Origin of the sequence: Caballeronia sp. DA-9, from assembly GCF_051615025.1 — a bacterium.
In the GTDB taxonomy this organism is placed as follows: domain Bacteria; phylum Pseudomonadota; class Gammaproteobacteria; order Burkholderiales; family Burkholderiaceae; genus Caballeronia; species Caballeronia sordidicola.
Map to the genome: position 1 here is coordinate 3,097,471 of NZ_CP195133.1, position 25,355 is coordinate 3,122,825.

Annotated in this window: 22 protein-coding genes; 2 read left to right on the plus strand and 20 right to left on the minus strand. The window is 61.3% G+C overall.

The features are described 5' to 3' along the window. Together ACRWA7_RS30375 and ACRWA7_RS30380 are read right to left on the minus strand one after the other, a co-directional pair. Positions 1-963, minus strand: a complete 963-nt coding sequence (locus tag ACRWA7_RS30375; RefSeq protein ID WP_438394299.1) for a peptidoglycan DD-metalloendopeptidase family protein — start codon at positions 961-963, stop codon at positions 1-3. Between the two features lie 425 nt (positions 964-1,388). Further along, positions 1,389-2,048: a VTT domain-containing protein gene (locus ACRWA7_RS30380; protein WP_060857994.1), complete on the minus strand. Its 660-nt coding sequence runs from the start codon at positions 2,046-2,048 to the stop codon at positions 1,389-1,391. 243 nt (positions 2,049-2,291) lie between these two features. Between ACRWA7_RS30380 and mutL the strand changes: the two genes are divergently transcribed. Continuing rightward, on the plus strand, positions 2,292-4,286 hold the full coding sequence (mutL, locus tag ACRWA7_RS30385; RefSeq protein ID WP_438396832.1) for a DNA mismatch repair endonuclease MutL: 1,995 nt from the start codon (positions 2,292-2,294) through the stop codon (positions 4,284-4,286). Then, entirely contained in the window at positions 4,283-5,227 is a 945-nt protein-coding gene (gene miaA / locus ACRWA7_RS30390) for a tRNA (adenosine(37)-N6)-dimethylallyltransferase MiaA (RefSeq protein ID WP_438394302.1), read from the plus strand. The genes mutL and miaA overlap by 4 nt, the downstream gene beginning before the upstream one ends. Positions 5,228-5,395: 168 nt before the next feature. On the opposite strand, the gene ACRWA7_RS30395 is transcribed toward miaA, so the two are convergent. The 18 genes from ACRWA7_RS30395 to mpl form a co-directional block, all read right to left on the minus strand. Next, complete coding sequence (locus ACRWA7_RS30395; RefSeq protein ID WP_438394303.1) at positions 5,396-6,529, minus strand: hypothetical protein; 1,134 nt, start codon at positions 6,527-6,529, stop codon at positions 5,396-5,398. After that, positions 6,529-7,287 (minus strand): Cap15 family CBASS effector, encoded by a 759-nt coding sequence (locus ACRWA7_RS30400; RefSeq protein WP_438394306.1) that lies wholly within the window; start codon positions 7,285-7,287, stop codon positions 6,529-6,531. The genes ACRWA7_RS30395 and ACRWA7_RS30400 overlap by 1 nt, the downstream gene beginning before the upstream one ends. A gap of 163 nt (positions 7,288-7,450) precedes the next feature. Then, complete coding sequence (pyrF, locus tag ACRWA7_RS30405) at positions 7,451-8,266, minus strand: orotidine-5'-phosphate decarboxylase (protein WP_438394308.1); 816 nt, start codon at positions 8,264-8,266, stop codon at positions 7,451-7,453. 75 nt (positions 8,267-8,341) lie between these two features. Beyond that, a complete protein-coding gene (locus ACRWA7_RS30410; protein WP_438394310.1) occupies positions 8,342-9,475 on the minus strand; it encodes an aldose 1-epimerase in 1,134 nt (377 codons plus the stop codon). Between the two features lie 142 nt (positions 9,476-9,617). Continuing rightward, the gene (locus ACRWA7_RS30415) at positions 9,618-10,484 is read right to left on the minus strand and encodes an SMP-30/gluconolactonase/LRE family protein (protein WP_438394312.1); all 867 of its coding nucleotides are present in this window, start codon (positions 10,482-10,484) and stop codon (positions 9,618-9,620) included. Then, positions 10,481-11,272: an SDR family NAD(P)-dependent oxidoreductase gene (locus ACRWA7_RS30420; RefSeq protein WP_438394315.1), complete on the minus strand. Its 792-nt coding sequence runs from the start codon at positions 11,270-11,272 to the stop codon at positions 10,481-10,483. Before ACRWA7_RS30420 ends, ACRWA7_RS30415 begins: the two co-directional genes overlap by 4 nt. A 15-nt stretch (positions 11,273-11,287) precedes the next feature. Continuing rightward, entirely contained in the window at positions 11,288-12,280 is a 993-nt protein-coding gene (gene araH, locus ACRWA7_RS30425; protein WP_060857987.1) for an L-arabinose ABC transporter permease AraH, read from the minus strand. A gap of 26 nt (positions 12,281-12,306) precedes the next feature. Beyond that, the gene (gene araG, locus ACRWA7_RS30430; protein WP_060857986.1) at positions 12,307-13,824 is read right to left on the minus strand and encodes an L-arabinose ABC transporter ATP-binding protein AraG; all 1,518 of its coding nucleotides are present in this window, start codon (positions 13,822-13,824) and stop codon (positions 12,307-12,309) included. Positions 13,825-13,900: 76 nt separating this feature from the next. Continuing rightward, positions 13,901-14,911 (minus strand): arabinose ABC transporter substrate-binding protein, encoded by a 1,011-nt coding sequence (locus ACRWA7_RS30435; protein ID WP_438394319.1) that lies wholly within the window; start codon positions 14,909-14,911, stop codon positions 13,901-13,903. A gap of 111 nt (positions 14,912-15,022) precedes the next feature. Next, a complete protein-coding gene (locus tag ACRWA7_RS30440; RefSeq protein WP_438394320.1) occupies positions 15,023-15,793 on the minus strand; it encodes an SDR family oxidoreductase in 771 nt (256 codons plus the stop codon). Then, positions 15,790-16,470 carry a 2-dehydro-3-deoxy-6-phosphogalactonate aldolase gene (locus ACRWA7_RS30445; RefSeq protein WP_438394322.1) on the minus strand — a complete coding sequence of 227 codons (681 nt, stop codon included), beginning with the start codon at positions 16,468-16,470 and terminating at the stop codon, positions 15,790-15,792. The genes ACRWA7_RS30440 and ACRWA7_RS30445 overlap by 4 nt, the downstream gene beginning before the upstream one ends. Before the next feature lie 13 nt (positions 16,471-16,483). Then, positions 16,484-17,467: a 2-dehydro-3-deoxygalactonokinase gene (locus ACRWA7_RS30450; protein WP_438394324.1), complete on the minus strand. Its 984-nt coding sequence runs from the start codon at positions 17,465-17,467 to the stop codon at positions 16,484-16,486. Further along, positions 17,464-18,384, minus strand: coding sequence for an IclR family transcriptional regulator (locus ACRWA7_RS30455; protein ID WP_438396834.1), 921 nt, complete (start codon positions 18,382-18,384; stop codon positions 17,464-17,466). The genes ACRWA7_RS30450 and ACRWA7_RS30455 overlap by 4 nt, the downstream gene beginning before the upstream one ends. A 355-nt stretch (positions 18,385-18,739) precedes the next feature. Beyond that, positions 18,740-19,462 carry a monofunctional biosynthetic peptidoglycan transglycosylase gene (gene mtgA / locus ACRWA7_RS30460; RefSeq protein ID WP_438394326.1) on the minus strand — a complete coding sequence of 241 codons (723 nt, stop codon included), beginning with the start codon at positions 19,460-19,462 and terminating at the stop codon, positions 18,740-18,742. A 51-nt stretch (positions 19,463-19,513) separates the two neighbouring features. Then, positions 19,514-20,383 carry a shikimate dehydrogenase gene (gene aroE, locus ACRWA7_RS30465; RefSeq protein ID WP_438394328.1) on the minus strand — a complete coding sequence of 290 codons (870 nt, stop codon included), beginning with the start codon at positions 20,381-20,383 and terminating at the stop codon, positions 19,514-19,516. Continuing rightward, positions 20,380-22,470, minus strand: coding sequence for a ribonuclease catalytic domain-containing protein (locus ACRWA7_RS30470; protein WP_438394329.1), 2,091 nt, complete (start codon positions 22,468-22,470; stop codon positions 20,380-20,382). Before ACRWA7_RS30470 ends, aroE begins: the two co-directional genes overlap by 4 nt. A gap of 106 nt (positions 22,471-22,576) precedes the next feature. After that, entirely contained in the window at positions 22,577-23,164 is a 588-nt protein-coding gene (locus tag ACRWA7_RS30475) for a YqiA/YcfP family alpha/beta fold hydrolase (RefSeq protein ID WP_060857978.1), read from the minus strand. Continuing rightward, positions 23,161-24,561, minus strand: a complete 1,401-nt coding sequence (gene mpl / locus ACRWA7_RS30480; RefSeq protein WP_438394331.1) for a UDP-N-acetylmuramate:L-alanyl-gamma-D-glutamyl-meso-diaminopimelate ligase — start codon at positions 24,559-24,561, stop codon at positions 23,161-23,163. The genes ACRWA7_RS30475 and mpl overlap by 4 nt, the downstream gene beginning before the upstream one ends. Positions 24,562-25,355: the final 794 nt, after the last annotated feature.

Sequence of the window (25,355 nt, forward strand, 5' to 3'; positions counted from 1 at the left end):
TCATCCCGCCTTTTTCATCGACGGAACCGGGTCGACCGCCTGGCCCGACTTGCGCAACTCGAAATGCAGCAGCGGCTTGTTGCTCGGCCCCGTGCCCATTTCCGCGATCGGCGTGCCCTGGCGCACCGTGTCGCCTTCTTTCACCAGCAGCTTGCTGTTGTGCGCGTACGCCGTGAGGTAGTCGCTGCTGTGCTTGACGATGATCATGTTGCCGTACGCCCGCAAGCCATTGCCCGCATACACCACGCGCCCGGCTGCGGCGGCTTTGACCGGCTCGCCAACCTTCCCGCCAATATCGATACCCTTGCTGCCGCTTTCGCCGAACTTCGTGACCACGTCGCCCTGCGCCGGCCACGCGAGCCACGCGCCTTTTGCGCTGACCGCGGGCGTGCTGGTGTCGGGCGCTTCGGCCGCCTTGGCTGGCGCGGCGTTGCTGGCCGCTACGGCCGGCGCGGATGCCGTTGCCGCTGCGCCTCCAATGATCGGCGGCCCCGACTTCGACACATTCGCCGTTGCCGCCGCTTTGCTCCAGTCGTCGTTGCTGGCGGCCGGTGTGCTGCCCGGCGGCGCGACGCGCAACAACTGATCGATATTCACCTGCTTGCTTTCCGGCAGGTTATTCCACTTGATCAGGTCGGCTGGACGCTGCTTTTGCGCGCGCGCAATGCCGTAGAGCGTATCGCCCGGTTTCACGCGATAAAACCCCGGCCCAGCTTCGGGCGGCGCAGACGGCGCGACAACCGCTGGCCCGGCGACGGGCGGCGTAGTGGGAATGGATGCAGGCGCGCTCGCGCCGCCCGTGGAGCGGTCGACAATGGGCGCAGGCGTGATTGCCGACGAACACCCGGCGACCGACACCACGACCACGCCGATGGAAACAAGCGCCCCGAGCACGCCCCCGCGACCGTTGGCGGCCCAGCCTCCCGAAGCCCGCCCTGAATTACCTGAACGCAATACCGCCATGCTTGCCGTTTCCCTGACTTCCTGTTATCGATTTTTTCCGTGCCCAACGTCAGCGCTAGAACCGCATGCCGGCCCCGCATCCGCCGAAAGCCCCGCCGTTCGTCGCGCTGCCGCCGCAGCCAAAAATCCCGCAGCCGGCAAGCAGCGCCGTTACACCCAGCACCGCCACCGCCAGCCTGAGACGACGCCAATTCTCATTACGCGCCGATCCTGTTGTATGACTTACTCGTTCCAACATCTGCAACCTGCCTCGCCAACCTTCGCCAGCATAAAACATTTAACGTTCGTTCATGAAACACCGGAATCATTCATCTCGATATTCGATGCATCGATCTGACAATTCGGCATTCTAACCTTTTACGTTTTCGAGGCGAAAGAGCGGACGGCGGGCAGTGCTGGCGCATAAAAACGCGTGCCGGCTTTACTTACTGACGCGCCTTGCGCCGCATGACTTTCCACAGTGCGCCGAGCGCTATCGGGACAATTGCGGCGCACACGCCAACGAGCGCGATCACATTCAGATATTGCCGGATGAACGGAATATTGCCGAAGAAATAACCCAGCAGCACGAGCAGCAACACCCAGATCAGCGCGCCGAGCACATTGAAAAACTGGAAGCGCGACGCGTTCATGGCCGACGCACCCGCCACGAACGGCGCAAAAGTCCGGACGATAGGCACGAAGCGCGCAAGCACGATGGTCTTGCCACCGTGGCGGTCGTAGAAACCGTGCGTCTTGCGCAGCGCTTCGCGATCGAGAAAACGTTCCAGGATGGGAATGTGGGTATCGAAGACCTTGGGACCGATCGCACGGCCGATCAGGTAATTCACCGTATTCCCGAGCACGGCCGCGACCAGCAACAAGACGATCAGTGCGGAGAGACTCATCGATCCGCTCGCGGCGAACGCGCCGCCAATGAACAGCAGCGAGTCGCCGGGCAGGAAAGGAAACACCACCAGCCCTGTTTCACAGAACACGATCAGGAACAGGATTGCGTACACCCAGGCGCCGTAATGCTGGATGAACACGCCGAGCGACTTGTCGATGTGGAGGATAAGACTCAGGAATGACAGCAGCGTATCCAAATGGGGCCTCGATCAAGATGAATTAGCGGTGGCAACGTGCACGCACGGTGGGATCGTTGCAGGAAAAACAGTCGCGCCATGATACCGAACTCGTTGCCGGAAAATTCACGAACGGCGCGTTCCATCACGGGTTTTGGCGCGAATGTGCGCGCTTTTTGCATGCGGGCGGTGAGCGGCGCGGGGCTTTATGGAGACCGGCTGGCCCCGAAATCGTTCATCGGCGTGAGGCTTTATAATTTCGCCATGACCGATCTCATCGATTCATCCGGCGCGATTTCTCCTTCCGCAGCCTCGGCGGCGCCAGCGGCTTCTCTCGCTCCCGCCGCGCGGCTGCTGCGCGCCATTCAGCCATTGCCCGACCAGTTGATCAGCCAGATCGCGGCTGGCGAAGTGGTCGAGCGCCCCGCGTCCGTGGTGAAGGAATTGCTCGAAAACGCGCTGGACGCCGGCGCGACAAGCTTGCGGATCACGCTGGACGAAGGCGGCGTGAAGCGGATCGTGATTGTCGATGACGGCTGCGGCATTCCGCCAGACGAACTCCCGCTCGCGCTCCTGCGCCACGCCACCAGCAAGATCCGCTCGCTGGCAGAACTGGAGGCCGTGGCGTCGCTCGGGTTTCGCGGCGAAGCGATTGCGTCCATAGCATCGGTTGCCGAGCTTTTCATCACCAGCCGCACGGCCACGTGTGCGCATGCCACGCGCATCGATGCCCGGACCGGCGCAATCTCGCCGGCGGCGGGGACTATCGGTACGACGATGGAAGTGCGCGAGTTGTACTTCAACACGCCCGCGCGGCGCAAATTCCTGAAGAGCGAGCAGACCGAACTCGGGCATTGCCTTGAAGTCATCCGGCGCGTGGCGCTCGCGCGGCCAGACGTGGCAATATCCGTGCTTCATAACGGCAAGGCCGTGGAGCACTGGAACGCGTCCGATCCCGCCACGCGCGTGGCCAAGATTCTTGGCGAGGTATTCGCGACCGCGCACCTTCCGCTCGATGAGCGCGCCGGGCCGCTCGCCGTGTACGGCTGCGCAGGGTTGCCGACCGCGAGCCGGGGCCGCGCCGACCAGCAATACTTTTTCGTCAACGGGCGCTTCGTGCGCGACAAGCTGCTGACTCACGCCGTGCGCGCCGCGTATGAGGACGTGCTGCACGGCAACCGGTATCCGGCGTATGTGCTGTTTCTGGATTTACCGCCGGAATCCGTCGATGTGAACGTGCATCCGTCCAAGATCGAAGTGCGTTTCCGCGATTCGCGTTCCATTCACCAATATGTGTTCCATGCGGTGCAGCGGGCGTTGGCGAGAAACGCGGGGGCGTCGCCGGAGACTACGGCGGGCGGTCATGCGGCGCAGTTGCAGCCCACGGGCGTTGCGTCGTTCAGCGCGCGGCCTTATGCGGGATCGAGTGAATTGCAGCCGACGCCAAAAGCCGAGAACGGTACGAACTGGCTGCGGCAATCGCGGATGACGCAGGGAAACCTGCCTGTCGCGCAGCCGCTGGCGCTTTACGACGCGTTGTTCGGACGCAGGGATATCGGCGCGGGAACGCCTGAAGGAACGACATCGCTGGCGTCGTCCGAGCGATATTCGCCGACTCAGCCGAGCGCGCCCGTTTACGCCGAGATGCCCGGCGCGACGGCTACGGGCGAACACGCTCAGCCGCTTGGCTTCGCCCTCGGCCAGATCCACGGTATCTATGTGCTCGCGCAGAACGCGCAGGGATTGATCATCGTGGATATGCATGCGGCCCACGAACGCATTCTTTATGAGCAGTTCAAGAACTCGCTGGCAGATCGCGCAATCGCCGTCCAACCTTTGCTGATTCCGGTGACGATGACCGTCGATGCCGTGGAGATGGGCGTCGTGGAAGAAGAGCGCGAAGTGCTGGATGCGCTCGGCTTCGATCTCGCGATTTTGTCGCCGGGGTCGATTGCGATTCGCGCTGTTCCCGCCTTGTTGAAAGATGCAGATTTGCAGTCGCTGGCACGCGCGGTCATAGCCGATTTGCAGGCTTATGGCGGCTCACGCGTTCTCACCGAGCGCCAGCATGAATTGCTTGGCACGCTGGCTTGCCATCACGCGGTGCGCGCGAATCGCCGGCTGACGCTCGATGAAATGAATGGCCTGCTACGGCAAATGGAAGCCACCGAGCGCGGCGATCAATGCAATCACGGCCGCCCGACGTGGTTTCAATTGACGCTCGGCGATCTGGACCGGCTCTTCATGCGCGGACAATGAGCGCGCGTAAGGTTGCCTGCTTATTGGGGCCGACGGCATCGGGGAAAACCGCTGCCGCGCTTGCGTTCGCGCAGCGTTTTCCCGTGGAGATTATCAGCGTGGATTCGGCGCTGGTTTATCGCGGGATGGATATTGGCACTGCAAAGCCGACTGAAGAAGAACGCGCGGTGGCGCCGCATCATTTGATCGATATCATCGATCCGACCGAGGCTTATTCTGCCGCGCAGTTTCGTAGCGATGCGTTGAAGCTGGTTGTGGAAATTGAAGCGCGTGGACGGATTCCGTTATTGGTCGGCGGCACGATGCTGTATTACATGGCATTGACGCGCGGTTTGAATGAGTTGCCGGAAGCGAATCCGGAAGTTCGTGCGGCGCTTGATGAAGAAGCGGCGCGCGATGGATGGCCCGCTTTGCATGCGCGATTGGGTGCGGTTGATGCAGAGACTGCGGCGCGATTGGCGCCTAATGATTCGCAGCGAATTCAGCGCGCGCTGGAAGTGTTTATGCTGAGTGGCAGGGCTTTATCCGCGATATTGAAGGAACCAAAGAGGACGCGGGAAGGTGAGCCGGAGTTTGTGCCGATTGCGCTGGAACCATCGGATAGAAGCGTGCTGCATAAGCGCATTGAAAAGCGGTTTGATTCGATGCTTGAAGGTGGGTTTCTGGACGAGGTGGAACGGCTTCGGGCGCGAGGGGATTTATCGCCGACGATGCCTTCCATGCGATGCGTGGGGTATCGGCAGGCTTGGGAATATCTGGATGGGGTGGGTGATTATAAGACCATGCGGGATAAGGGGGTGTTTGCTACGAGGCAGTTGTGTAAGAGGCAGTTGACCTGGTTGCGGGGGATCCAAAGCCGACACGTCATAAATTGCACGGGCGAAGACGTGGCGGAAAAGGCGGTCAGCGAGATTGAGCGGACGATCCGCAACCAGCGATAATCTGCTGGCGAGGAATTCAAGTAATTAATCGGTCATTGGCGGCTGTCGGCCAGAAGCGGACGATTTCGAGCGTCGGCTTCCGGGTAGGCCCTCACCTTGCTCCGAGCGTGCGGGAACCCGAGGCGTTGGCTACTAATAGCTGCCCCTCTTCAGACGTCCCTAAAAGCGCTATTGGTTCAGGTACCGAATTGCATTGCGACATTCTTCCAGCGTTATAGCAATCGCGCCTTGTTCGGCAGCAACGCGGCGAAGGAGTTCGTCCATCTGGAGGGACAATGAAAGTAACCCTTGCAACTTAGCGGGTGTGTCGAAAATCTGTCTGGACCCATCGGGCACCATCAAAGTTTTTGCATATTCGTTGTTTCGAGCCAAGACATCCAGATGTCGCTGGGTCTCTGCCAAGATCGACAGCTCGAAGTATCGACCAAAAGCCAAGTTGGTCATATCGGCGTGATACATCGTCGAGGCAATGTCGAAGCTGGGGAGCGAGATCGCCGTTCCCTCCGATTCAGCGTCGGCCTTGATGTTTTTACATAGTCGAATTGCTTTCCGTAACCCTCCGCCAGCGCCATTACATCGATCGATGATCCTCCTGATGTGCAAAAACGGATAGTTCGTCAGTGTGACCGCTGCCTTCTTGTCGAGAATTTGGATGCCTCGATCTGCTTCAATCTTGCTCGCTTGGTAAGCATCGGTGTCGTACCAATGCGCCGGTACAACATCTACCATTCGCGGCAGCGAGCCGCCGTGGATTTTGACTGCTTTCGCGCCTGAGGTGTCCACGGTGGCCTGGGGATACGCCAGCGGTAACTCGACCTCTATAAAATTGCGAAGCGTTTGCAACACTGAGAGGGAAGTCTTGGGCGTCTGCACGTAATATCCATTTCTCCCTTGAACTCCAGAGGTGCTGTAGACCAAGAAATCCGTGTCGATTGTCAGCAGGTCGACGTCACTCACTCTACGGATATGAACATCCAACGGTACCGAGCCTTGGAGACGAAATTCAACGTTTAATCCCGCTTTGCCGAGCCTCGATTCAAGCTGATTCCCAATACGTTCCGCGGTTTCAACGCTTACTCGCGTGTAGGTTGCGCTAACGGCCTGCATGGCGCCCAACGCATACGCTGTGTGCTTGTTGTTGACGCTAGCTCGCTTCTCCCACGATTCTTGGACGGTTTCCGCGCCGCTACTCAACGCCTTGCCCAACCATTCACTTCGCGCGGCGCTGTCCATGGCTAGGCGATCAGACCCGTCGCGGCGAGCGCGCAGTTGCGCTAGGCGCTTGTTGATATCGGTCGCCATCAGATTCTCTTGGTCCAGTTCATGGTGCCGAAAGTCATACGACCCCGACCGTTGAAATATTCGCCCTCGGCCGATCGCAGGTCCTTTGCGATAGTCATGACGGCGCATCCAGTGTGAGGCTTGAGTTCAGCGGCGTCCGGCCGCGGATCGTTTCGGTAGTGATAGAGCAGGACGAACCCATCAACGCTGTCGTGCGCAAGCGCAGCTGAAATACTGCTAGAGCCTGAAGTTTTCGTTGCCAGCCGGATTCGTAGCTTGTCCCAAGACTGAATAATGATGATCTCTGCCAGCCAGTTGAACTTCGTCGACCCGTCAGCTGCAATTGTTTTACCCTGACAGTCCCAAGTGCCCGATATGTCAGGCACTTTAAGAAGCAGGCCAACGCCGGGCCATCTCCATGCCCATTTGTTCAAAACCCAATACAGAATGCCGAAGACTGCACCGGCGCCCACAAGGGACAGCAGGGTGGGGGGTGCGTTGACGTTCCACCCAAGTTTCTTTGCCAGATCAACTGTGTGCAGGATGGCGAAAACTAGCGCGCCCGAGATCGCGCTAGCGGCAAAACTGAGGAGACGTCCAACGCTAACTCGGTTCGCTCCGCCCATGACCGAGTATTCGTGTTCTTGTGGCGCGAGCATGCAGTCCTCTTGTTGTGAAAACAGGCCGACGGGCTTGAATGTCCTAAATTTGGGCGCGTATGTTGCGTCTTCAAGAGTTTCGTCTGCAAATTGGAGATCTCCCTTGTTCTGCGGAAGCATGCTTTCCAGATCCGCCTTAGCAGGTCTAGCGCGGGAGCGCCTTAATTGGATTGGCTTAGCGTCCGCTTCCGGGCGCCGAGTGTTGAGACGTCAATGGCGGTACTGGGTCGGACGCTGCCAGTCGCAAACAAATCCAATCCCGCTTCGTTAAGCGCTCCGAAACTCACCCCACCCCATTAATCGCATCCCTCGTCCGCCTCGCCACTTCCGCCGCGGCATCGGCGAAATCCTCGCCTTTCCCCGCATAGATAATCGCGCGCGAAGAATTAATCAGCATCCCGCCGCGCCCAGAAGCAACCCGTCCCGCCCGAACCGTAGCCTCAACATCCCCGCCCTGCGCCCCAATCCCAGGGATCAGCAGCGGCATATCCCCAACAATCGACCTGACCACCTCAATCTCTCGCGGAAACGTAGCGCCAACCACCAACCCCAACTGCCCGCTCCCATTCCACTTCTCAGCCGCGAGCCGTGCCACAACCTGATACAACGGCGTCCCATCGACTTCAAGAAACTGCAGATCCGACCCGCCGGCATTTGAAGTCCGGCAAAGCACGATCACGCCTTTCCCTTCGTGTTCAAGATAAGGCTGAACCGAATCAAATCCCATATATGGATTAACCGTCACGGCATCGGCTTTATATCGTTCAAACGCCTCAATGGCATATTGCTCAGCGGTACTCCCAATATCCCCACGCTTCGCATCCAGAATCACCGGCAATCCCGGATGTTCCGAATGAATATGCGCGATCAATTGCTCAAGCTGATCCTCCGCCCGATGCGCCGAGAAATAAGCAATTTGCGGCTTGAACGAACAGGCAAATGGCGCGGTGGCATCCACGATTTCGCGGCAAAAATCGAAGATCGAATCCGCGCGGCCGTTGAACGCACCCGGAAAACGGGACGGCTCAGGATCGAGTCCCACGCAAAGCATTGATTGGGTGCGCGACCACGCGGCGTTGAGCGATTCGATAAAAGACATGGGTATCCGTGAGCGAATTAGGCGTATCCCGCATTTTACCGCGCGAGCCATCGCTCCCCGCGCCCACCCGCGACGCTACCGAACCGCCGCCGCGTTCTTGCGCGCCTTCTGTCCCGCAGGCTGTTTCGGCCGCCCGCGCCGCTCGGCCTCGCCCGATCGCTCGACCGTAAAACTGAACTCGCGCGTCAGACTTTCGCCCGGCGCCAAAACGGTCATCCCGTTTGCCGCGCCGCCGCCCGGCAAATTCACCGCATTGATCGGATGATCGACTGGCTCAAAACAAAAGAAGTCTTTCCCGGCAGGCGCATAAAGCACGTAGTAGTCGGTATCGGCGGAAATGGTCAGCGACAAGCGCCGCTTCGGCCACATTACGCTCGTGCGTCCGCTCCATCCGGTGAACGCGTTGTTGATCATGGCCGTGGGCATCGGGTAGGCCACGCCGAATTGCCACGCCGGAGGCGCCGGGACGTGACGCACGGGCAGGAAGTCATCGCCGCAAAGCCAGACGCCATCGGCGGCGGCGGACAATTCGGTATCGGCTTCACGCGTCAGGAACGGATGCAAACCGAGTCCGAATGGCAACGCCTCGCGCCCCGCGTTCTCGACCGATAACGTCACCACCAGCGTCGCGCCTTCGAGCATGAACGACTGGCTCGCCTTGTACGAATAGGGCTTGCCATTGCGCCTGTCGAGCGTGAGGCGCACGTGTGTGGAGCTCTCGGACGCCACGTCCCATGCGCCAAGCCAGCCATCGCCATGAAGCGGCAGCGGTTCGCCGGGACGGTTGCACGGGACATCGATACCACGCCCAAGAAACTGAAAACGCCCTCCGCCAATTCGATTCGAATACGGCAGCAGCGGATAACACGCGAGTTCGTTGGGGTCGGTGGCGTCGCCGGGTTCAAGGCACGGCCGGAAGATCGGCACGAGCGTGCCGTCGCTGCGCCAGTCGAAGCGCGTGATGCCGCCGCCGAGCGCCGGTGCAATGTCCAGACGCAATTGCGCGTTGGCAAGCGTGATGCAGCCATCGCGGCCAGCGCCGCCCATCGCTACAACGGATGTGGATGGACCCGGCCGGATCGGCGGTTCAGTCGCGGCTGCAAGTTTGGAACGGCGAGTGGCGACCGTCGGACGTGGCGCGGCCTGCGGGGTCTTGGCGCTGGACGAAGCGCCAGGTGCAGAACCAGATGAGGAACGGGCAACGGTCATGTGCGAGTCTCCGAGAGGCGGACGTTTCCCGTGGTCCTGGCATAAAGCCCGGCATGCCCGGGAATCTGCGGGCGGCGCGTCGTGCGCGCCACCTCGGTTTTTAGGCATTGCGGTGCTGCAAAACCATCTCGATCAATGGCGCTCAGTTTCCACGAAACACGGGTTCCGCGATACCCCTCGCCGCCGGCGTCGCGATAAACACGCCGCCCGCGCGCAAGTCGTTCTGCAACGCGGCGTGGTCCAGCCCAATGCGCGCGCTCGTGATATACAGCGTGCCGAGTTGCGAGCCGCCAAACGCGACGCAACTCGGTTGCGTCGTCGGCACATCCACGCGCGCCGTTTCGCGGCCATCGGCGTCGTAGCGCACCACGCGCGCGCCGCCCCATTGCGCGTTCCACAAACCGCCATCGCGATCGATGGTCGATCCATCCGGCTCGCCGCTTGCGTCGGTGAGTTCGGCGAACACGCGCTGATTTGCGAACGAATCGTAGTCGCAGGCGCGAATCTGGCGCGTGGGGGAATCGCAGTAATACAGGGTCGATCCATCCGGGCTGAACGCAATGCTGTTTGGAATCGCGGCGTCGCCCAGCGGCAGGCGTTCCAGCGACAAATCCAGATTCAGCCGATAAAACCCGCCAACCTTCTCCGCGTTCGCCACATCGTGTTTCGTGCCGAAGACAAAGCGTCCTTGCCGATCGCAGCGGCCATCGTTCAACCGCGTGGGCAAGCCATCTTCGACCGGCATGATGGTTTCAATCTCGCCGGTTTGCAGATCGAGGAATGCTAGGCGCGAAGCCAGTCCGAGCAACAGCAAATCGGGTTCTGCGCACAGCGCAAAGCACGCCAGACGCTCGGGCATGTCAAAGCATTCGCGGCTGGAGTCGCGCGGATCGTAGCGCCACAAACGCCTGCCTTCTATGTCCGTCCAATAGAAACGCCCGCTCGCCGCGCACCACGTCGCGCCTTCGCCAAGCGCACATTTGCTGTCGATCAACAATTGCGCCTTCACGCCCAGCCTCCGTCGATCACGACTTCCTGCGCGGTCATCATGCGGCTATCGTCGGCGGCAAGGAACAACGCGGCGCGCGCCAGATGCTCGGGCAGCAATTCAGCATCGATGCATTGCCCTTCCTTGATCGCGCGTTTTCCCGCGTCGTCCAGCCACAGACGCTTCTGCTTGTCCGTCATCACCCAGCCCGGCACGAGCGTATTCACGCGGATATTGAACGGTCCCAGATCGCGCGCGAGGCCATTCGTCATGCCTTGCACGGCCGCTTTCGCCGTGACGTAGACCGGATATCCGCCGTTCTTCAGCATCCAGCTAATCGATCCCAGATTGATGATCGAACCGCCGCCAATCTGTTTCATGTCGTCCATGACCGCTTGCGCCGCGAAGAACTGATGCCGCACATTCACGGCAATGCCCGCGTCGTACAACTCGGGCGTCACGTCTTCAATCCTGTGACGCTTGTCGTTCGCCGCGTTGTTCACCAGCACGCCGATAGCCCCAAGCGTGCTGCGAACGTCGGCAATACCTTGCCGCAGCGCGCCAATATCCGTCAGGTCGACGCGCAGGAACATTGGCCGGAATTGTCCTTCCGCCAGTTCCGCGCCGAGCTGGTCGGCAAGCGCTTCGCCGGCGTTCGTATCGATGTCGAAAAACGCCACCTTCGCGCCTTGATCGAAGAAGTGCTCGACGAACGCCGCGCCAATTCCCGTCGCGCCGCCGGTGATCAGCACCACTTTGCCGGCGAGGCTCGGGTAGCGCGCGAGGGTTTTATCGACTGAACTGGCCATCTTTCACACACCCCTTTAATCTCGCGAGCCGCGGTTCTTCAACTGGTCGAGCAGCACGGCGGCAAGCAGGATCGCGCCGCGAACGAGGTACTGATAGAACGCGTCGATGTTCATCAGGTTCATCACGTTCTCGACCGTGCCCATGATCAGCACGCCGATCACCACGCCCGAAATGGTCGCGCGGCCGCCGAGCAACGACACGCCGCCAAGCACGCAGGCGGAAATCACGTTGAGTTCGAAACCGTCAGCCGCGTTCGGTTGTCCCGACGTGATCCGCGAAGCCAGGATCACGCCCGCCAGCGCCGCAACCGCACCCTGGATCAGGAAAATCCAGACGCGCGTACGTTCCACATTAATACCCGCCAAACGTGACGCTTCCGCGTTGCCGCCAATCGCGAGCGTATTGCGTCCATACACGGTCTGGTTCAGCAACACGCCGAACACGATGAAACACGCGAGCGTGACCCAGATTGGCAACGAGACGCCAAACATGGTCAATCCGCCGAGCGCGATGAACGTATCGGACGAGACGCCCACGGCCTGACCATGCGACACGATAAACCCAAGTCCGCGCACCACTTCCATGGTCGCCAGCGTGGTGATCAGCGCGTTGATCCGCAAGTACGCGATCACCGCGCCGTTCACGAAGCCAATCGCGGAGCCCGCCGCGACCGCCGCGATAATCGCAATGAAGGTATTGCCCGTCGCGTTCAACACCATCGCGCAGAGCACGCCGGCGAACGCGACCGTAGACCCGACCGACAAGTCGAAATCGCGCGATGCGAGGCAGAACATCATCGTGCACGCGACCATGCCGATCTGCGAGATCGACAGCGCGAGGCCGAGCATGTTTTCGATCGAGAAGAAGTGATCGACCGAGAGCGACATCGTGATGAACATCACGACGAAGATCACGATCAAGCTGTATTCGGTGATCTGCTGCCACCATTTCTGCTTGTCGTTTTTCGCTGGCACCAGCGTGTTGCTAATGTTTTCCCTGACTTCCATGATGTCCTCCGTCTCCACTTTTTGCTTCAGGCTGCCTGCGCAGTCGGTTCGGTTTGCACAGGCAGCGCAAGATTCAGCACTGATTGTTCGTTGGCTTGTCCGCGCGGCAATTCGCCCGCAATCCGGCCCTGCCGCATCACCACAATCCGGTCCGATACACCTAGCACCTCGGGCAACTCGGACGAAATCATCACGATCGCGCAGCCGCGTTCGGCCAGTTGATAGATCACGTTGTAGATCTCGTGCTTCGCGCCCACGTCGATACCGCGCGTGGGTTCATCGAGAATCACGACTTTGAGTTCCGGCTCGGCGAGCCAGCGCGACAGAATCGCCTTCTGCTGATTGCCGCCGGAAAGAAAGCGGATCTTCTGCTTGCGGCTCGGCGTCTTGATCTTCAGCAACTGGATAAAACGGTCGGCGGTCGCGGCTTCTTTCTTCCGGTCAAGGAACAATCCCGCGCGCAGATAATGACGGCGGCACGAGATGTTGATGTTCTCGGAGACCGTCGCCATGGCGACAATGCCCTCTTCCTTGCGATCTTCCGGGCACAGCACAATGCCGTGCCGGATTGCTTCGCCGGCGCTGCGGATCTTGATCGGCTGGCCGTCGAGTGCAATCGTGCCCGCCTTCTTGCTGTCCGCGCCGTACACGAGGTGCATGAGTTCGCTGCGGCCCGCGCCAACCAGTCCGAAAAATCCGACAATCTCACCGCGACGCACTTCGAAACTCGTCGGTTCGCGCAGCGCGTGACCTTCTATGTTCTTCACCGAAAAGCGCACGTCGCCAAGGGGGCGTGCCTTGTAATCGTAGATATCCGAAATCTCGCGGCCGACCATTTCCTGCACGAGCGTATCGCGCGGCACTTCGGCCAGATTCGCGTGCGAGGCGATCTTGCGGCCATCGCGGAAAATCGTGCATGTGTTGCACAACTCGTAGATCTCGTCCATGCGGTGCGAGATGTAGATCAGCGCGCGGTTGTCCGCCTTCAGGTCGCGCACGAGCTTGAACAGCACTTCCGTCTCGCGATGCGAGAGCGAGGACGTGGGTTCGTCGAGCGCAATTACGCGTGCGTTACGCAACAGCGCCTTGCAGATTTCCACCATCTGCCGTTGCGCGATGGAAAGCTTTTTCAGCTTCGCGTTCGGATCAAGATCCACGCCCATCTGCCGCAAGCGTTCGCTCACATGCTTCTTCGCTTCGCGCTTGTGCACCCAGCCGAACGTGCTCGGCAACGCGCCGAGCAGTAGGTTTTCGGCCACGGTGAGATCGGGCACATATTGCAATTCCTGGTGAATCACCGCGATCCCAGCCGCAATCGATGCCGCCGCGCTGGCGAACTTCACCTCGTTGCCATCGATCAGGACACGTCCGGAATCCGGTTGATATTCACCGCCCAGCACTTTCAGCAAGGTCGATTTACCCGCGCCGTTCTCGCCCATCAGGCCGTGCACTTCGCCGGCGTTGACGTCGAACGACACGCCGTCGAGCGCGCGCACGCCTGGAAAAACCTTGCCGATATTGTCAAAACGCAGCGTCGCTGACACATCGCCTCCTTGGAATTCGGGCGGACCGCGCGATTCGGTTCATGAAGCGCGCGGTCCGTATTGCTCTACAGAAAACTTACTTCGCCGACGCAAGGCCCATCTTCTCGCGCACGTCGGCCACGTTGTCACGCGTTGCCAGCATGCCGGTCGTGAGCGTCACGAGCGGCGGTTCCTTGCCGTCCTTGATCCACGTGTAGACCAGTTCCGACGTTTCCTCGCCATGACGCTTCGGGCTGATGATCACCGTGCCGTAGAAGCCGGTCGGGTTCGGTTTCTTGAACTCGTTCAAAGCCGAATCCGATCCGCCAATGCCCACGCCAATCATGTTGTCGGCTTTGAATCCACGGCCTTCCGCTGCACGCACGGCGCCGAGCACGGCTTCGTCGTTCAGGCCAAATGCCACCCAGTGCTTGAACTTCGTGTTCTTCGTCAGCGCAATGTTCGCGGCGTTGAAAGCGTTTTCCGTGTCAGTCTTGGCTTGCGGCGCCATCACGATGTTGGCCTTCGGGAAGCCCGCGGCAACCAGCGCTTCCACTGCGCCAGCGGTGCGGTCATGCGCCGTCGGAAGCTGCTCGTAGGTCACGTCGATCGCGCCGACGTCGGCCATGTTCCAGCCGCGCTTCTTGATCTCCGCGGCAATTCCGTCGCCCACCTGCTTGCCGATGTTGAACGCCGAAATGCCCATGTACGGCACCGATTCGATCGGCTTGCCCGAGCCGTCGACCAGACGGTCATCCACCGTCATCATCTTGAGCCCCGCAGCTTTCGCTTTGGCAACAATGCCCGGTCCGAGCTTGACGTCCGGCGTGCAGATCACGAAGCCCTGGGCTTTCTGCGCGGCGAGGTTATCGATGGCGCTCATGACCTTTTCACCCGACGGCGCGCCGATCTTCACCAGCGTGAAGCCCTTGTCCTTGGCGGCCATTTCCGCGAATTTCCATTCGTCCTGGAACCACGGTTCTTCCGGCTGCTTCACGAGAAAGCCGATCTTGACGGGGTCCGCCGCCTGTGCAATGGGCGCGGTGAACAGGGTTGCGCTTGCAGCCGTAGCCGTGGCAATCAGCGTGATGAACATTCTGCGTTTCATGGTCTGTCTCCTGACTTGAATGTCTAGTTGGAACAAAGGTGTTGGCCGCGTCTTGTTGTCATGACGTCGCACCACGGCCAGTGCGTCATCCGATACTGCTGAACCTGGTAACTAGTCGTGGTACAGCGCCGAGCGCCCGCCATCGACGGTAATGCAACTTGCATTGATGAACGGCGCTTCGTCGGACGCCAGGAACACGGCCGTCATCGCCACTTCTTCCGGGCGGCCGATGCGTTTCATCGGCTGAAGATCGAGCGTCGCCTGTTTCGCTTTTGCCGGATCGGCCTGCTCGTTCCACCAGTCGTGCGTAAGCTGCGTTTCTATGTAACCCGGCGCGATTGCGTTCACCCGCACCTGCCGCCCCGCGTATTCAATGCCAAGCGCCCGCGTCAAGCCGATCACGCCGTGCTTGGCGACCGGGTAAGGAAAACAGCCCGGGATGATCTTGAAGGAATGCGTGGAAGCAATATTCACGATACTGCCGCGCCCGCGTTCGACCATGCCCGGCAACACGGCGCGGCAGCCGTTCCAGACGCCGTCGAGATCGACGGCGAAGCAGCGGCGCCAGTCGTCGTCGGTCATGGTCAGCGGATCGCAGAACACGTTGATGCCCGCGTTGTTCACCAGCACGTCGATAGAGCCGAATTTCGCTTCGGCTTCCCGCACGGCGTTTTGCACCGATGCGCTTTGCGTCACGTCCGTCTGCACCGCGAGCACGTTGTCCGTCGAGCCGATCTTTTGCGTGGTTTCCTGCGCCAACGCAATGTCGAGTTCAGCCAGAACCACAGCCGCGCCTTCGCGCACGAACGCGGCGGCAATCGCCGCGCCAATGCCGCGCCCGGCGCCCGTGACCATCGCGACTTTTCCCGCGAGCCGGTTCATTTCTTCGCGCCTCGCGCCACAGCCAATCCATTGATGTACGCCTTCGCGTGCGCCAGCGTCGTCGCCGCGCTTTGACCCGGCTTGTACAACGCGGAACCGAGGCCAAAGCCATTCGCGCCGGCCGTCAGGAACGGTCCCATGTTGTCCGGCGCAATGCCGCCAACCGGCACGAGCGGCACTCGAGCCGAAATCACCGCGCGCCACGCCTTGACCACATGCGCGCCGAGTTGCTCGGCGGGGAACATCTTCAACACATCGGCGCCATTCTTCAGCGCGATAAACGCTTCATTCGGCGTTGCCACGCCCGGCGCGCACGCGAGACCTTGCGCCTTCGCCGCGCGCACGACGTCGCCGTCGCTGTGCGGCATCACAATCAGTTCGCCGCCAGCCTTTTTGACTTCATCCACATAATGGGGATGCAGAACCGTTCCCGCGCCCACGATGGCGTCGGCCGGAAGCGCCTGACGGATTGCCGCGATGCTGTCGAACGGCTGCGGCGAATTCAGCGGCACTTCCACGATCCGGAACCCTGCTTCATACAGCGCGCGGCCATGATCGGCGGCGTCGGCCGGACTCACGCCGCGCAGGATCGCGATCAGCGGACACGCGCCGAACGCGGCGGCAAGTCCGGCGTGCGGCGTATAGGCGCCGGGAAGGTTGATATCGATATCGCTCATGTTTTGCTCCTGATTAGTTCGCGCTGGCCGTCGAGCGGATCAGCCCGGCCTGCAGCGCGATCTCGTGCAAGCCACGCTCGGTGGCGTGAGCGACAGTGGGCGCCTGATGGCAGCCAAAGCGCGCAAGAGCCTGCCGATACCGCTCGCACAGCGCGTCGTTGCCGATCAGCCTGAGCGTCTTGCCCGCGAGGTCCGATTGCTCGCGCGCGAGCACTTCGTTCAGGCCGCGCAATTCGTGGCCAATCAGCAAACCGGAAAGATAATCGGCTTGCTGCTCGGGCTTGAGTTTTCCAGTCAGGCCCAGCGTGCGCGTGCTGAAAATGGTCGCGAGCATGCCGGCGTGGCCTGCGTCCTTGGCGGTATCGACGCCGCGTATGAACGACGCAATATCGTGCTGGCCGGTCGCGCGCATCGTGCGGCCAAGAATGGTGTGATCGCGCAGCGCGCCGAAGGTCTCGCCGGTCATGAATGTGTAAAACCGCTCGATCCGTCCCGCCGATACAAACGCCCATTTCGCATGCGTCCCCGGCAAGCCGATGAGTTCGCTGTGCGTGGTGTCGCCGCAAAGCGCGCCGAAAATTTGCGTTTCTTCACCGCGCATGACGTTCGGCAACGCACCGTTTTCCAGCACGCCCGGCACGATATGAACCGTGACGCCCTTTTGCGTGACAACGCGCACGATGCCCGCCACGAGCGCCGCCGAATCGGCGGGCGCGGTGACGTATGGCGCTTCCATCCAGCCTTGCGCGCTGCCGACCATGCCGGCGGCAATCACCGGGAGTTGCGGATTGGCGGCGAGCCACGCGCCGCAGGTTTCGTCGAAGACAATATCGAATCCGCCTTCCGCTGCAGGGCGCGGCAGCTTCATGATTCCCGCTGCCGATGCACGCGAATCCAGCACCGCGCCGTGTGCGTCGAGCAGATACGCGCGCAGCGCCGTCGTGCCCCAGTCGAGCGCGATCAGTGCCGCCGTGGATTGATCGTGGGCGGCGCTCATCGTTTGATCCTGCGTGTTGCGGGCTGCGGCACGCGCCAGCCGAGTTCTTGCGAGATCGCGCGCGCTTCGCGCTGCACGACGGGAATCAGTTCTTCCATGCGTTCCAGCGGCATGTAGGGAATCGTGCTCGCCACCGAAAGCGCCGCGACGATCGCGCCCGACGCATCGCGAACGGGCGCGGCGACACATCGGATGGAGGCTTCGTTTTCTTCCAGGTCGAAGGTGAAGCCGCCCTGGGCATAGCGCGTCATGCGTTGCACGAAGGTCTCGAAGTCGGGCTGGTGATCCGGCCTGAAGCTCACCTTCGCGAGCACGCGATGCGACGCTTCCAGCAGCGTGGACCACGTTTCGGGCGGCAGGTCGAGCATCATCGCCTTGCCGATTCCCGTCGATGCCAAAGGCATCCTGTGGCCGACGCGCGATCGCATTTCAAGACCGCGCGTGCCGGGAATCTTGTCGATGTAAAGCACGTCGTCGCCATCGCGCACGCCGAGGTGAATGGTGTCGTGCGTGTGGTCCGCGAGCACTTGCAGATGCGGGCGCGCGACGGCGGTCAGCGGCATTTGCTCGAGCGCGATGGTGCCGAGTTCGATCAGCTTCGGGCCGAGCAGATAACCGCCGCCAACCTGGCGCAGATAACGCGCTTGCACGAGCGAACTCACCAGACGATGCGTCGTGCTGCGCGTCGTGCCGAGCGCCGCGCCAATGCTGCGCAGATCGCGCGCGCCGGTCGCCGCCGCTTCGAGAATCGCGAGGCCGCGCAGCAGCGTTTGCGTGCCAGCTTGCTGCGGCGTGAGGTCGAGCAGCGCGGCAGCCGAGGCTTGTGCTTCGTTGACTTCTTCAGGCTCGGCCGAAGCGCTTGAAGCGCCCGAATCGCTGGCATCGCGCGTTTCCGGCTCGGCGCTGACGCGAGCCATCGGCGATTCTGCGTCGAGGGTGGAGTTCAGGGTCTTGGTCATGGCACTCATCGGCGCGCAATCGAGAAAGCGCGGGTTTTCATCGATAAGGAGTGCTGGACGCGCGGAAGCTCAAAGAGAGGCGATTGCGCAGGCGTTGTCATGACTTGTCTCCGATTGCTTTTTTCGTCGCACAAGGCCTTCGGGATTACCCGGAGCCTTATGTAACTGCCGTTTGGCTGTGATCGGATTTTAGAGCCGTGCGTAACGATTATTCAATATGTGATTGATGTGTTCACATATTGGGAGACAAGACGCTTGGCGCCGGAAATGAAAAACCCCGGCAAGCCGGGGTTTCGTTCTGCGTTTTAGCAAATCAATGCGGCAATTCCGCCGCTCCCATGCGCCTCGCGATCACGCCCGCCCGCTGCGACAAATAGGCGGACCCGCGATGTTCATCGAAATATTTCGGCCTCGGCAGCATGACCGCCAGCCGCGCCGATTGCCACGCGGTCAGTTTCGAAGCCGATGTCTTGTAGTAATAATGCGCCGCCGCTTCGGCGCCGTACACGCCGTTGCCCCATTCCACCGAGTTCAGATAGATCTCGAAAATCCGTTCCTTGTCCATCCAGAGCTCGAGCATGGAAGTAATGACGAGTTCCTGCGCCTTCCTCACATAACTCTTTTCCCGCGATAAAAACAGGTTCCGCGCCAGTTGCTGCGAAATGGTCGAGCCGCCCGCCACGATCTTCCCGCGCGCCTTGTTCTTCTCCCAGGCTTGCAGGATGGCGTCGGTTTCATAGCCGTTGTTGTTGACGAAGTTCGCATCCTCGGACGCAATGATCGCGCGCTTCAGATTGCGCGATATCTGGTCATAAGGCACCCACGTGCGCTGAATGGAAAGATCGGGACGATCCTGGGCGAGCCGCCAGGCGTCGGCGCGCATGAACGCCGTCGAGGGAGGATTGACCACCGTGTAAATCCCGACCATCGCGAAGAAATAGACCTGCGTGGCAATGGCGGCAATCGCCATGACGGAAATGCCATACAGGATCCATCGGGCCGGCCCGAGACGCGCGGGCGATTTTGTTCTTGTCATCGTGCTCGTTCTGTTGGAAACGCCCGCCGCTTCAAATTGACTTCCGCAGGATTACTTCGATAACTCCAGCCGCAACGCCCGCAGCACCGCCGCGCTGTCCGGACGCACCCCGCGCCACAGGAAAAACGATTCCGCCGCCTGTTCCACGAGCATCCCGAGACCATCGGCTGGGCGCGCGCCCAGGCTTTCGGCGTGACGCATGAACACGGTTGGCTGGGCGCTGTACATCATGTCGTAGGCGAGCGTGCCGGGACCGAACGACGCGTCGTCGCACGTGGGCAGCGCGTTGTCCAGACTGCCGGCGGTCGCGTTGACGATCACGTCGTACAGGCCCGCTTCCACGCTCTCCGCGCCGCCGCCCGAGAAACGCACGTTCGCGGCGCGGGCGGCATCGGAGAAATGATCGACCAGGATGTGCGCCTTCGACGCCGTCCGGTTCACGATAGTCAACGCCGCCACGCCGCAATCGAGCATGGGCAGCACAACGCCTCGCGCCGCACCGCCCGCGCCGAGCAGCAACACGCGCGCGCCCTTCAGTTCGACGCTCAGATTCCCTTCGATATCACGCACGAGGCCAACGCCGTCGGTATTGTCGCCAAGCACGCCGTCAGCGTTGAACGCCAGCGTGTTCACCGCACCCGCAGCCGCTGCGCGCGGCGTGAGCGTGTCGGCCAGCGCGTGCGCGTCCAGCTTGAACGGCACCGTCACGTTCATGCCGCGCCCGCCCGCGTTGACGAAGGCGCGGACATCGTCGGCGAATGCGCCGATGGTGCCCAGCACGCGTCCATATTCGATAGCCTCGCCAGTCTGCTCGGCAAAGCGCGCATGAATCCACGGCGACTTGCTGTGCGCGACCGGATTGCCGATCACGGCGTATAGGTCGACCGGGCGCGCGTCCCGGCTCGCGGCGCCCGATGTCATTGCGTGGGCTCCGTTGTATCGGGCGTGCTTTCGCTCGCGGGTTCTTCCGTAGGCGCGGGCTCTTCCGCTGCCGCTTCAGTCGTTGCTTCCGCCTGCGCCTCGGCCTCGCTTTCAGCGCTCAGATCCTCGGCTTCGATCAGATCTTCTTCCGCTTCGTCGGCCTCTTCCGGCTGCGCCGCCGCGCCTGAAGGCGCATCGATCACATGCAGCAAACGGCACGACGCCTCGACGGTGAGTTCATCGAGATTCATCACTTCCAGCATCACCTTCGTCCCGCGCGCGTGCACGCCGAGCCCCGGCACATGCAGCATCAGCGGGATTTCATCGAGGCGCACGAGGTCGTCCTTCACCACGGCCGCCGCAACCTGCTTCCTGTTTTCCTGCTTCAGCCAGCGCAGACACCAGAAGAACTCCATGCGCCGCTGATAATCGGCATAGGCGGAATACTGGTCATCAAATCCTTGAACCACGGCGAACAAATCCGCGTCTTTTGGCTTGAACGGCGCGACGAGCGCTGCGGTCACGCCATGCCGCACGCACGCGAGCAACTGCCATTGATTGACCAGATCGACGTATCGGCGCAGCGGCGACGTGCTCCACGCATATTGCGCAACGCCCAGACCTTCGTGCGGCGCGGGCGTGGTCTGCATGCGCGTGCGCTTCGGGCCCGGCGCGCCAAAACCGCGCTGCGACCGGTAGATGCCCGGCACGCTGTGATCGTTGAGAAACGCGCCCCACGACGAATTCGCGAGAATCGCCAGTTCGGCGACGATCAAATCGAGCGGCGACCCGCGCCGGCGCGGCGTAATGGTGATGTGCTCGCCTTCCACATAGAAGTTGAAGTCGTTGTTGCGCTGCACTTCGCGCCGCAAACCGTAACCCGCGCGCGCTTGCTGGCGCTTTTCGAACAACGCCTGCGCGAGCGGCCACAGCACCGCAATGTCATCCTTGTGCGGATATTCGCCCGTGCCCGCCGCGAGCGTTTCCTCGGTGACGTGTTCGTCCAGATAGTTGTGCCGCAGATTGCTCTTCACGAACACACGTTCCGCGCGCGTTTCGCTGGCCACGATCTCCTGCGTTTCCCGATTCACGATAATGTAAAGCGACAACGCCGGCCGCAACCCGCCTTCGGCGAGCGTGAACGCTTCAACCACGCTATCCGGCAGCATGGTGATCTTGTCGCCGGGCATGTAGACGGTTGAAAGCCGCGTGCGCGCGATCGCGTCGATCATGTCGCCGCGCGTGATTCCAAGCGCCGGCGCGGCAATATGCACGCCAATCCGGACACGGCCATCGGCGAGATGTTCGACGGAAAACGCATCGTCGATTTCAGTGGTGGTGACGTCGTCGATGGAAAACGCCTGCACGTTTGCTTCCGGCAGATCGTCGGGCAATGGCGGCACCGCGACCGGCGCAAAACCGGTCCCGTGCGGGAAGAATTCGGAGAGGAAACGCGCTTCGTGCAACGCACGCGCGGACGGAATGCCGCCCACTTCCAGCATGAGCCGCGCTTGCGAAATGCCGCGAGCCGCCGCAGCGCCCTCGAGCGCCTTGTATTCGATGGAATTCTTGTCCGGCTTCGTCAACAAGCCAATCGCCTTGCCCGCAAGCGCTTCCGGCAATCTGCCGGCGACCAGTTCCTCTTCGTAACCGGCTTGCACGAGCGCAAGCTGGCGTTTCTTTTCGAGTCCGGCGAGCGCCATCTGCAACTGTTCCTGCGGCGCGCGCTGATATTGCCCACGGCCTTTGCGGCGGAAATACACCGGCGAACCATGCATGCGCAATACGAGCGCGGCGCGTTCGGTCGCGCCGAATTTATCGCCGAAATAATCCGCGCCCAGTTCCGCAAACGGGAATTCTTCTTCCGGCGCGCATTCCCACAGGAAATCGAGATCGATGTCCTTTGCAATGGCGTCGGCCTGCTGCATCAATTCGGCGGCGTTCGGTTTATCGAACTCGATCAACACGTCTTTCGCGCGCACTTTCGCGCGCCGTCCGCCCGGCAATTCGACCTGAAATGCATCGTTCGCCTTCGACAACACAGCGCCGGCTTTGAAACTACCCGATTCCTCGAAAAAAACGTTCACTCAATACTCTCGAAAGACGGTTGGTCGACATGACGCGCGTTTCGGGCAAGTTCCCCGACGCCTTAGCGCCACGCCAACGAAAAATGGATGCTGCGCTCGACGTTTTTCAGGCCGCTGCCGCCGGAGGCCGCGCTGCGCAGAACGCGAGCACTTCGTCCATATAGCTGGAAAAGTCGCTGATGGCGTGATTGCTGCCCTGGATCAGCGTGGTCTGCACGCCCGGGTAATGCTCGAGCATGGTGCGGTAATCGAGGACTTCGTCGCCGGTGGCGGCTATCAGATAGTAGCGCTCCGGCTGCGTGATGGACGGTACGGAAAGCGCACGCAATTCATCGATATGACGCGGTTCAACCACGATGCTTCCGCCGCCATGCCACAATGGCTGCTCGCCAATGTACGCGCTCAGGTCTTCCTGCGGCACGACCGCCGGATTCAGCAGCACGGCGCGCCAGCCGTGCTGTTCGGCCAGCCACGTGGCGTAGAACCCGCCGAGCGAACTGCCGACCAGCGTGATGTCGTCGTGAGAAGCTTGCGCGGCGAGCGATTCAGCCAGCGCGATTGCGTCTCGTGGCGAAACCGGCAGCACCGGACAGCACCATTCGCTGACGAGTCCGAGCTCTTCCAGCCGCGCGCGCATCAATCGAGCCTTGAACGATTGCGGCGACGACCGGAAGCCATGCAAATAGAGAATCACTCACGCTCCTTCGTGGCAGGACGCGCGGACAATGCATCCAGCAATTTCTGATGCACGCCGCCAAACCCGCCGTTGCTCATGACCAGCACATGGTCGCCCGGTTTTGCCGCTGCAACGACCGACTTCACCAGGAGCGCCAGGTCGTCGAACGCGCGGGCTTTATCGCCGAGCGGGTTCAGTGCGGCTTGCAGATCCCAGCCGAGCTTGTCGCGGCCTTCGCGCGCGCCGTAGCCGAAAATCAGGTCAGCGCCGGCGAGACTGGCGGGAAGTTGCGCCTTCATGGTGCCGAGTTTCATGGTGTTCGAGCGCGGTTCCAGCACGGCCAGAATGCGGTTCTGCGCACCAATCCGTGTGCGCAAGCCCGCCACGGTTGTTTCGATAGCCGTCGGATGGTGCGCGAAGTCATCGTACACGGTCACGCCGTCCACGCTACCCTTCACTTCCATGCGGCGCTTCACGTTTCGAAACGTGGAAAGCGATTGAGCCGCCTGCGGGGGCGGAACGCCCACCGAGCGCGCCGCCGCGATGGCCGCCAGCGCATTCAGGCGATTGTGCTCGCCTTGCACTTGCCAGTCGACCACGCCCATGCGCTCGCCTTCCCAGTAGACGGCGAATTGTTCGTCGGCGGGAACGCCTTCTGTTGCGGGCTGCGCTTCCCAGCCGCCCTGCACGCCGAAGCGTTCGACGCCCGACCAGCAGCCGCGCGTGAGTACGCGTTCGAGCGCCTCTTCGCGCCCGTTCGTCACGATCCGGCCGATGCCAGGAACGGTGCGCACGAGGTGATGAAACTGCGTTTCGATAGCCGCGAGATCCGGGAAGATATCGGCGTGATCGAATTCGAGGTTGTTCAGGAGCGCGGTGCGCGGGCGGTAATGGACGAACTTGGAGCGTTTATCGAAGAAGGCGGTGTCGTATTCGTCGGCTTCGATCACGAAGAAGCTTGAATCCGTGAGCCGTGCCGAGATGCCGAAATTCAGCGGCACCCCGCCGATGAGAAACCCCGGGTTGAGTCCCGCGTCTTCCAGCAGCCATGCGAGCATGGAACTTGTGGTGGTCTTGCCGTGCGTGCCGGCGACCGCGAGCACCCATTTGCCGTTGAGTACGTGCTCGCCGAGCCATTGCGGGCCGGAGGTGTACGGCAGGCCGCGGTCGAGGATGGCTTCCATCAGGGGATTGCCGCGAGTTACCACATTGCCGATTACGTAGAGATCCGGTTCGAGCGCGATCTGCTCAACGCCGTAGCCTTCGATCAATTCGATGCCTTGCGCTTCGAGCTGCGTGCTCATTGGCGGATAGACGCCGGCGTCGCAGCCGGTGACGCGGTGTCCGGCTTCTCGCGCGAGGACCGCGAGACCGCCCATGAATGTGCCGCAAATGCCGAGGATGTGAATGTGCATAGACGTTTGTTAGCACCGGGGGTTGGGGAGGTTCCGGTGCCCGGGGGGATATTGTAGCTTAGGGGGTTTTGGGGGCGCTGGCGCTGGGGGCGGGTTGGGTGGGGGCCTGCTCTTTGCGCCTGCGCGCGGTCCCTGTTCGGTGTTCCTCTTTAACACTGTTAGCCACTGTCCGTGGCGGGACTTCATTTCTTTTTCCAACGGCGAAAAAGAAACGAAGCAAAGAAAACGCCTTCCAACCGCTAATTCTTAAAGAGACCAAGCGTGCAGTTTCATCTGCTTGGGACTTCAAAAGAACCCTCGACGCCATAACCAACAGCACCTGAAACCCTTCCCCTCCGAACCCCTACATCCACACGCTTCGCCACCCGTGTTCTCGGGCAAGCACACAAGCCCACGAAACCAGTACGGCCAAACACCCCATTTGCGTGCAAGCACGCAAATGGGCGCGCGCTGCGCGCCGCGCTTTCCGGTTTGACGGCTACTCACACTGGTGGCGAAGCGTGTGGGTATCTGTTGCCGAAGGGGAAGGGGTTCAACTGTCCGGGGTTTTACGCTGAGCGTTCTTTTGAAGTCCCAAGCAGATGTCCGTGCACGCTCGGGCTCCTTAAGAATTAGCGGTTGGAAGGCGTTTTCTTTGCTTCGTTTCTTTTTCGCCGTTGGAAAAAGAAATGAAGTCCCGCCACGGACAGTGGCTAACAGTGCTAAAGAGGACCAACAAACAGGGACCGCGCGCAGGCGCAAAAAGCAGGCCCCCCCCACCCCACCCTCCGTCCAAAGCGCCAGCGCCGGCCCCT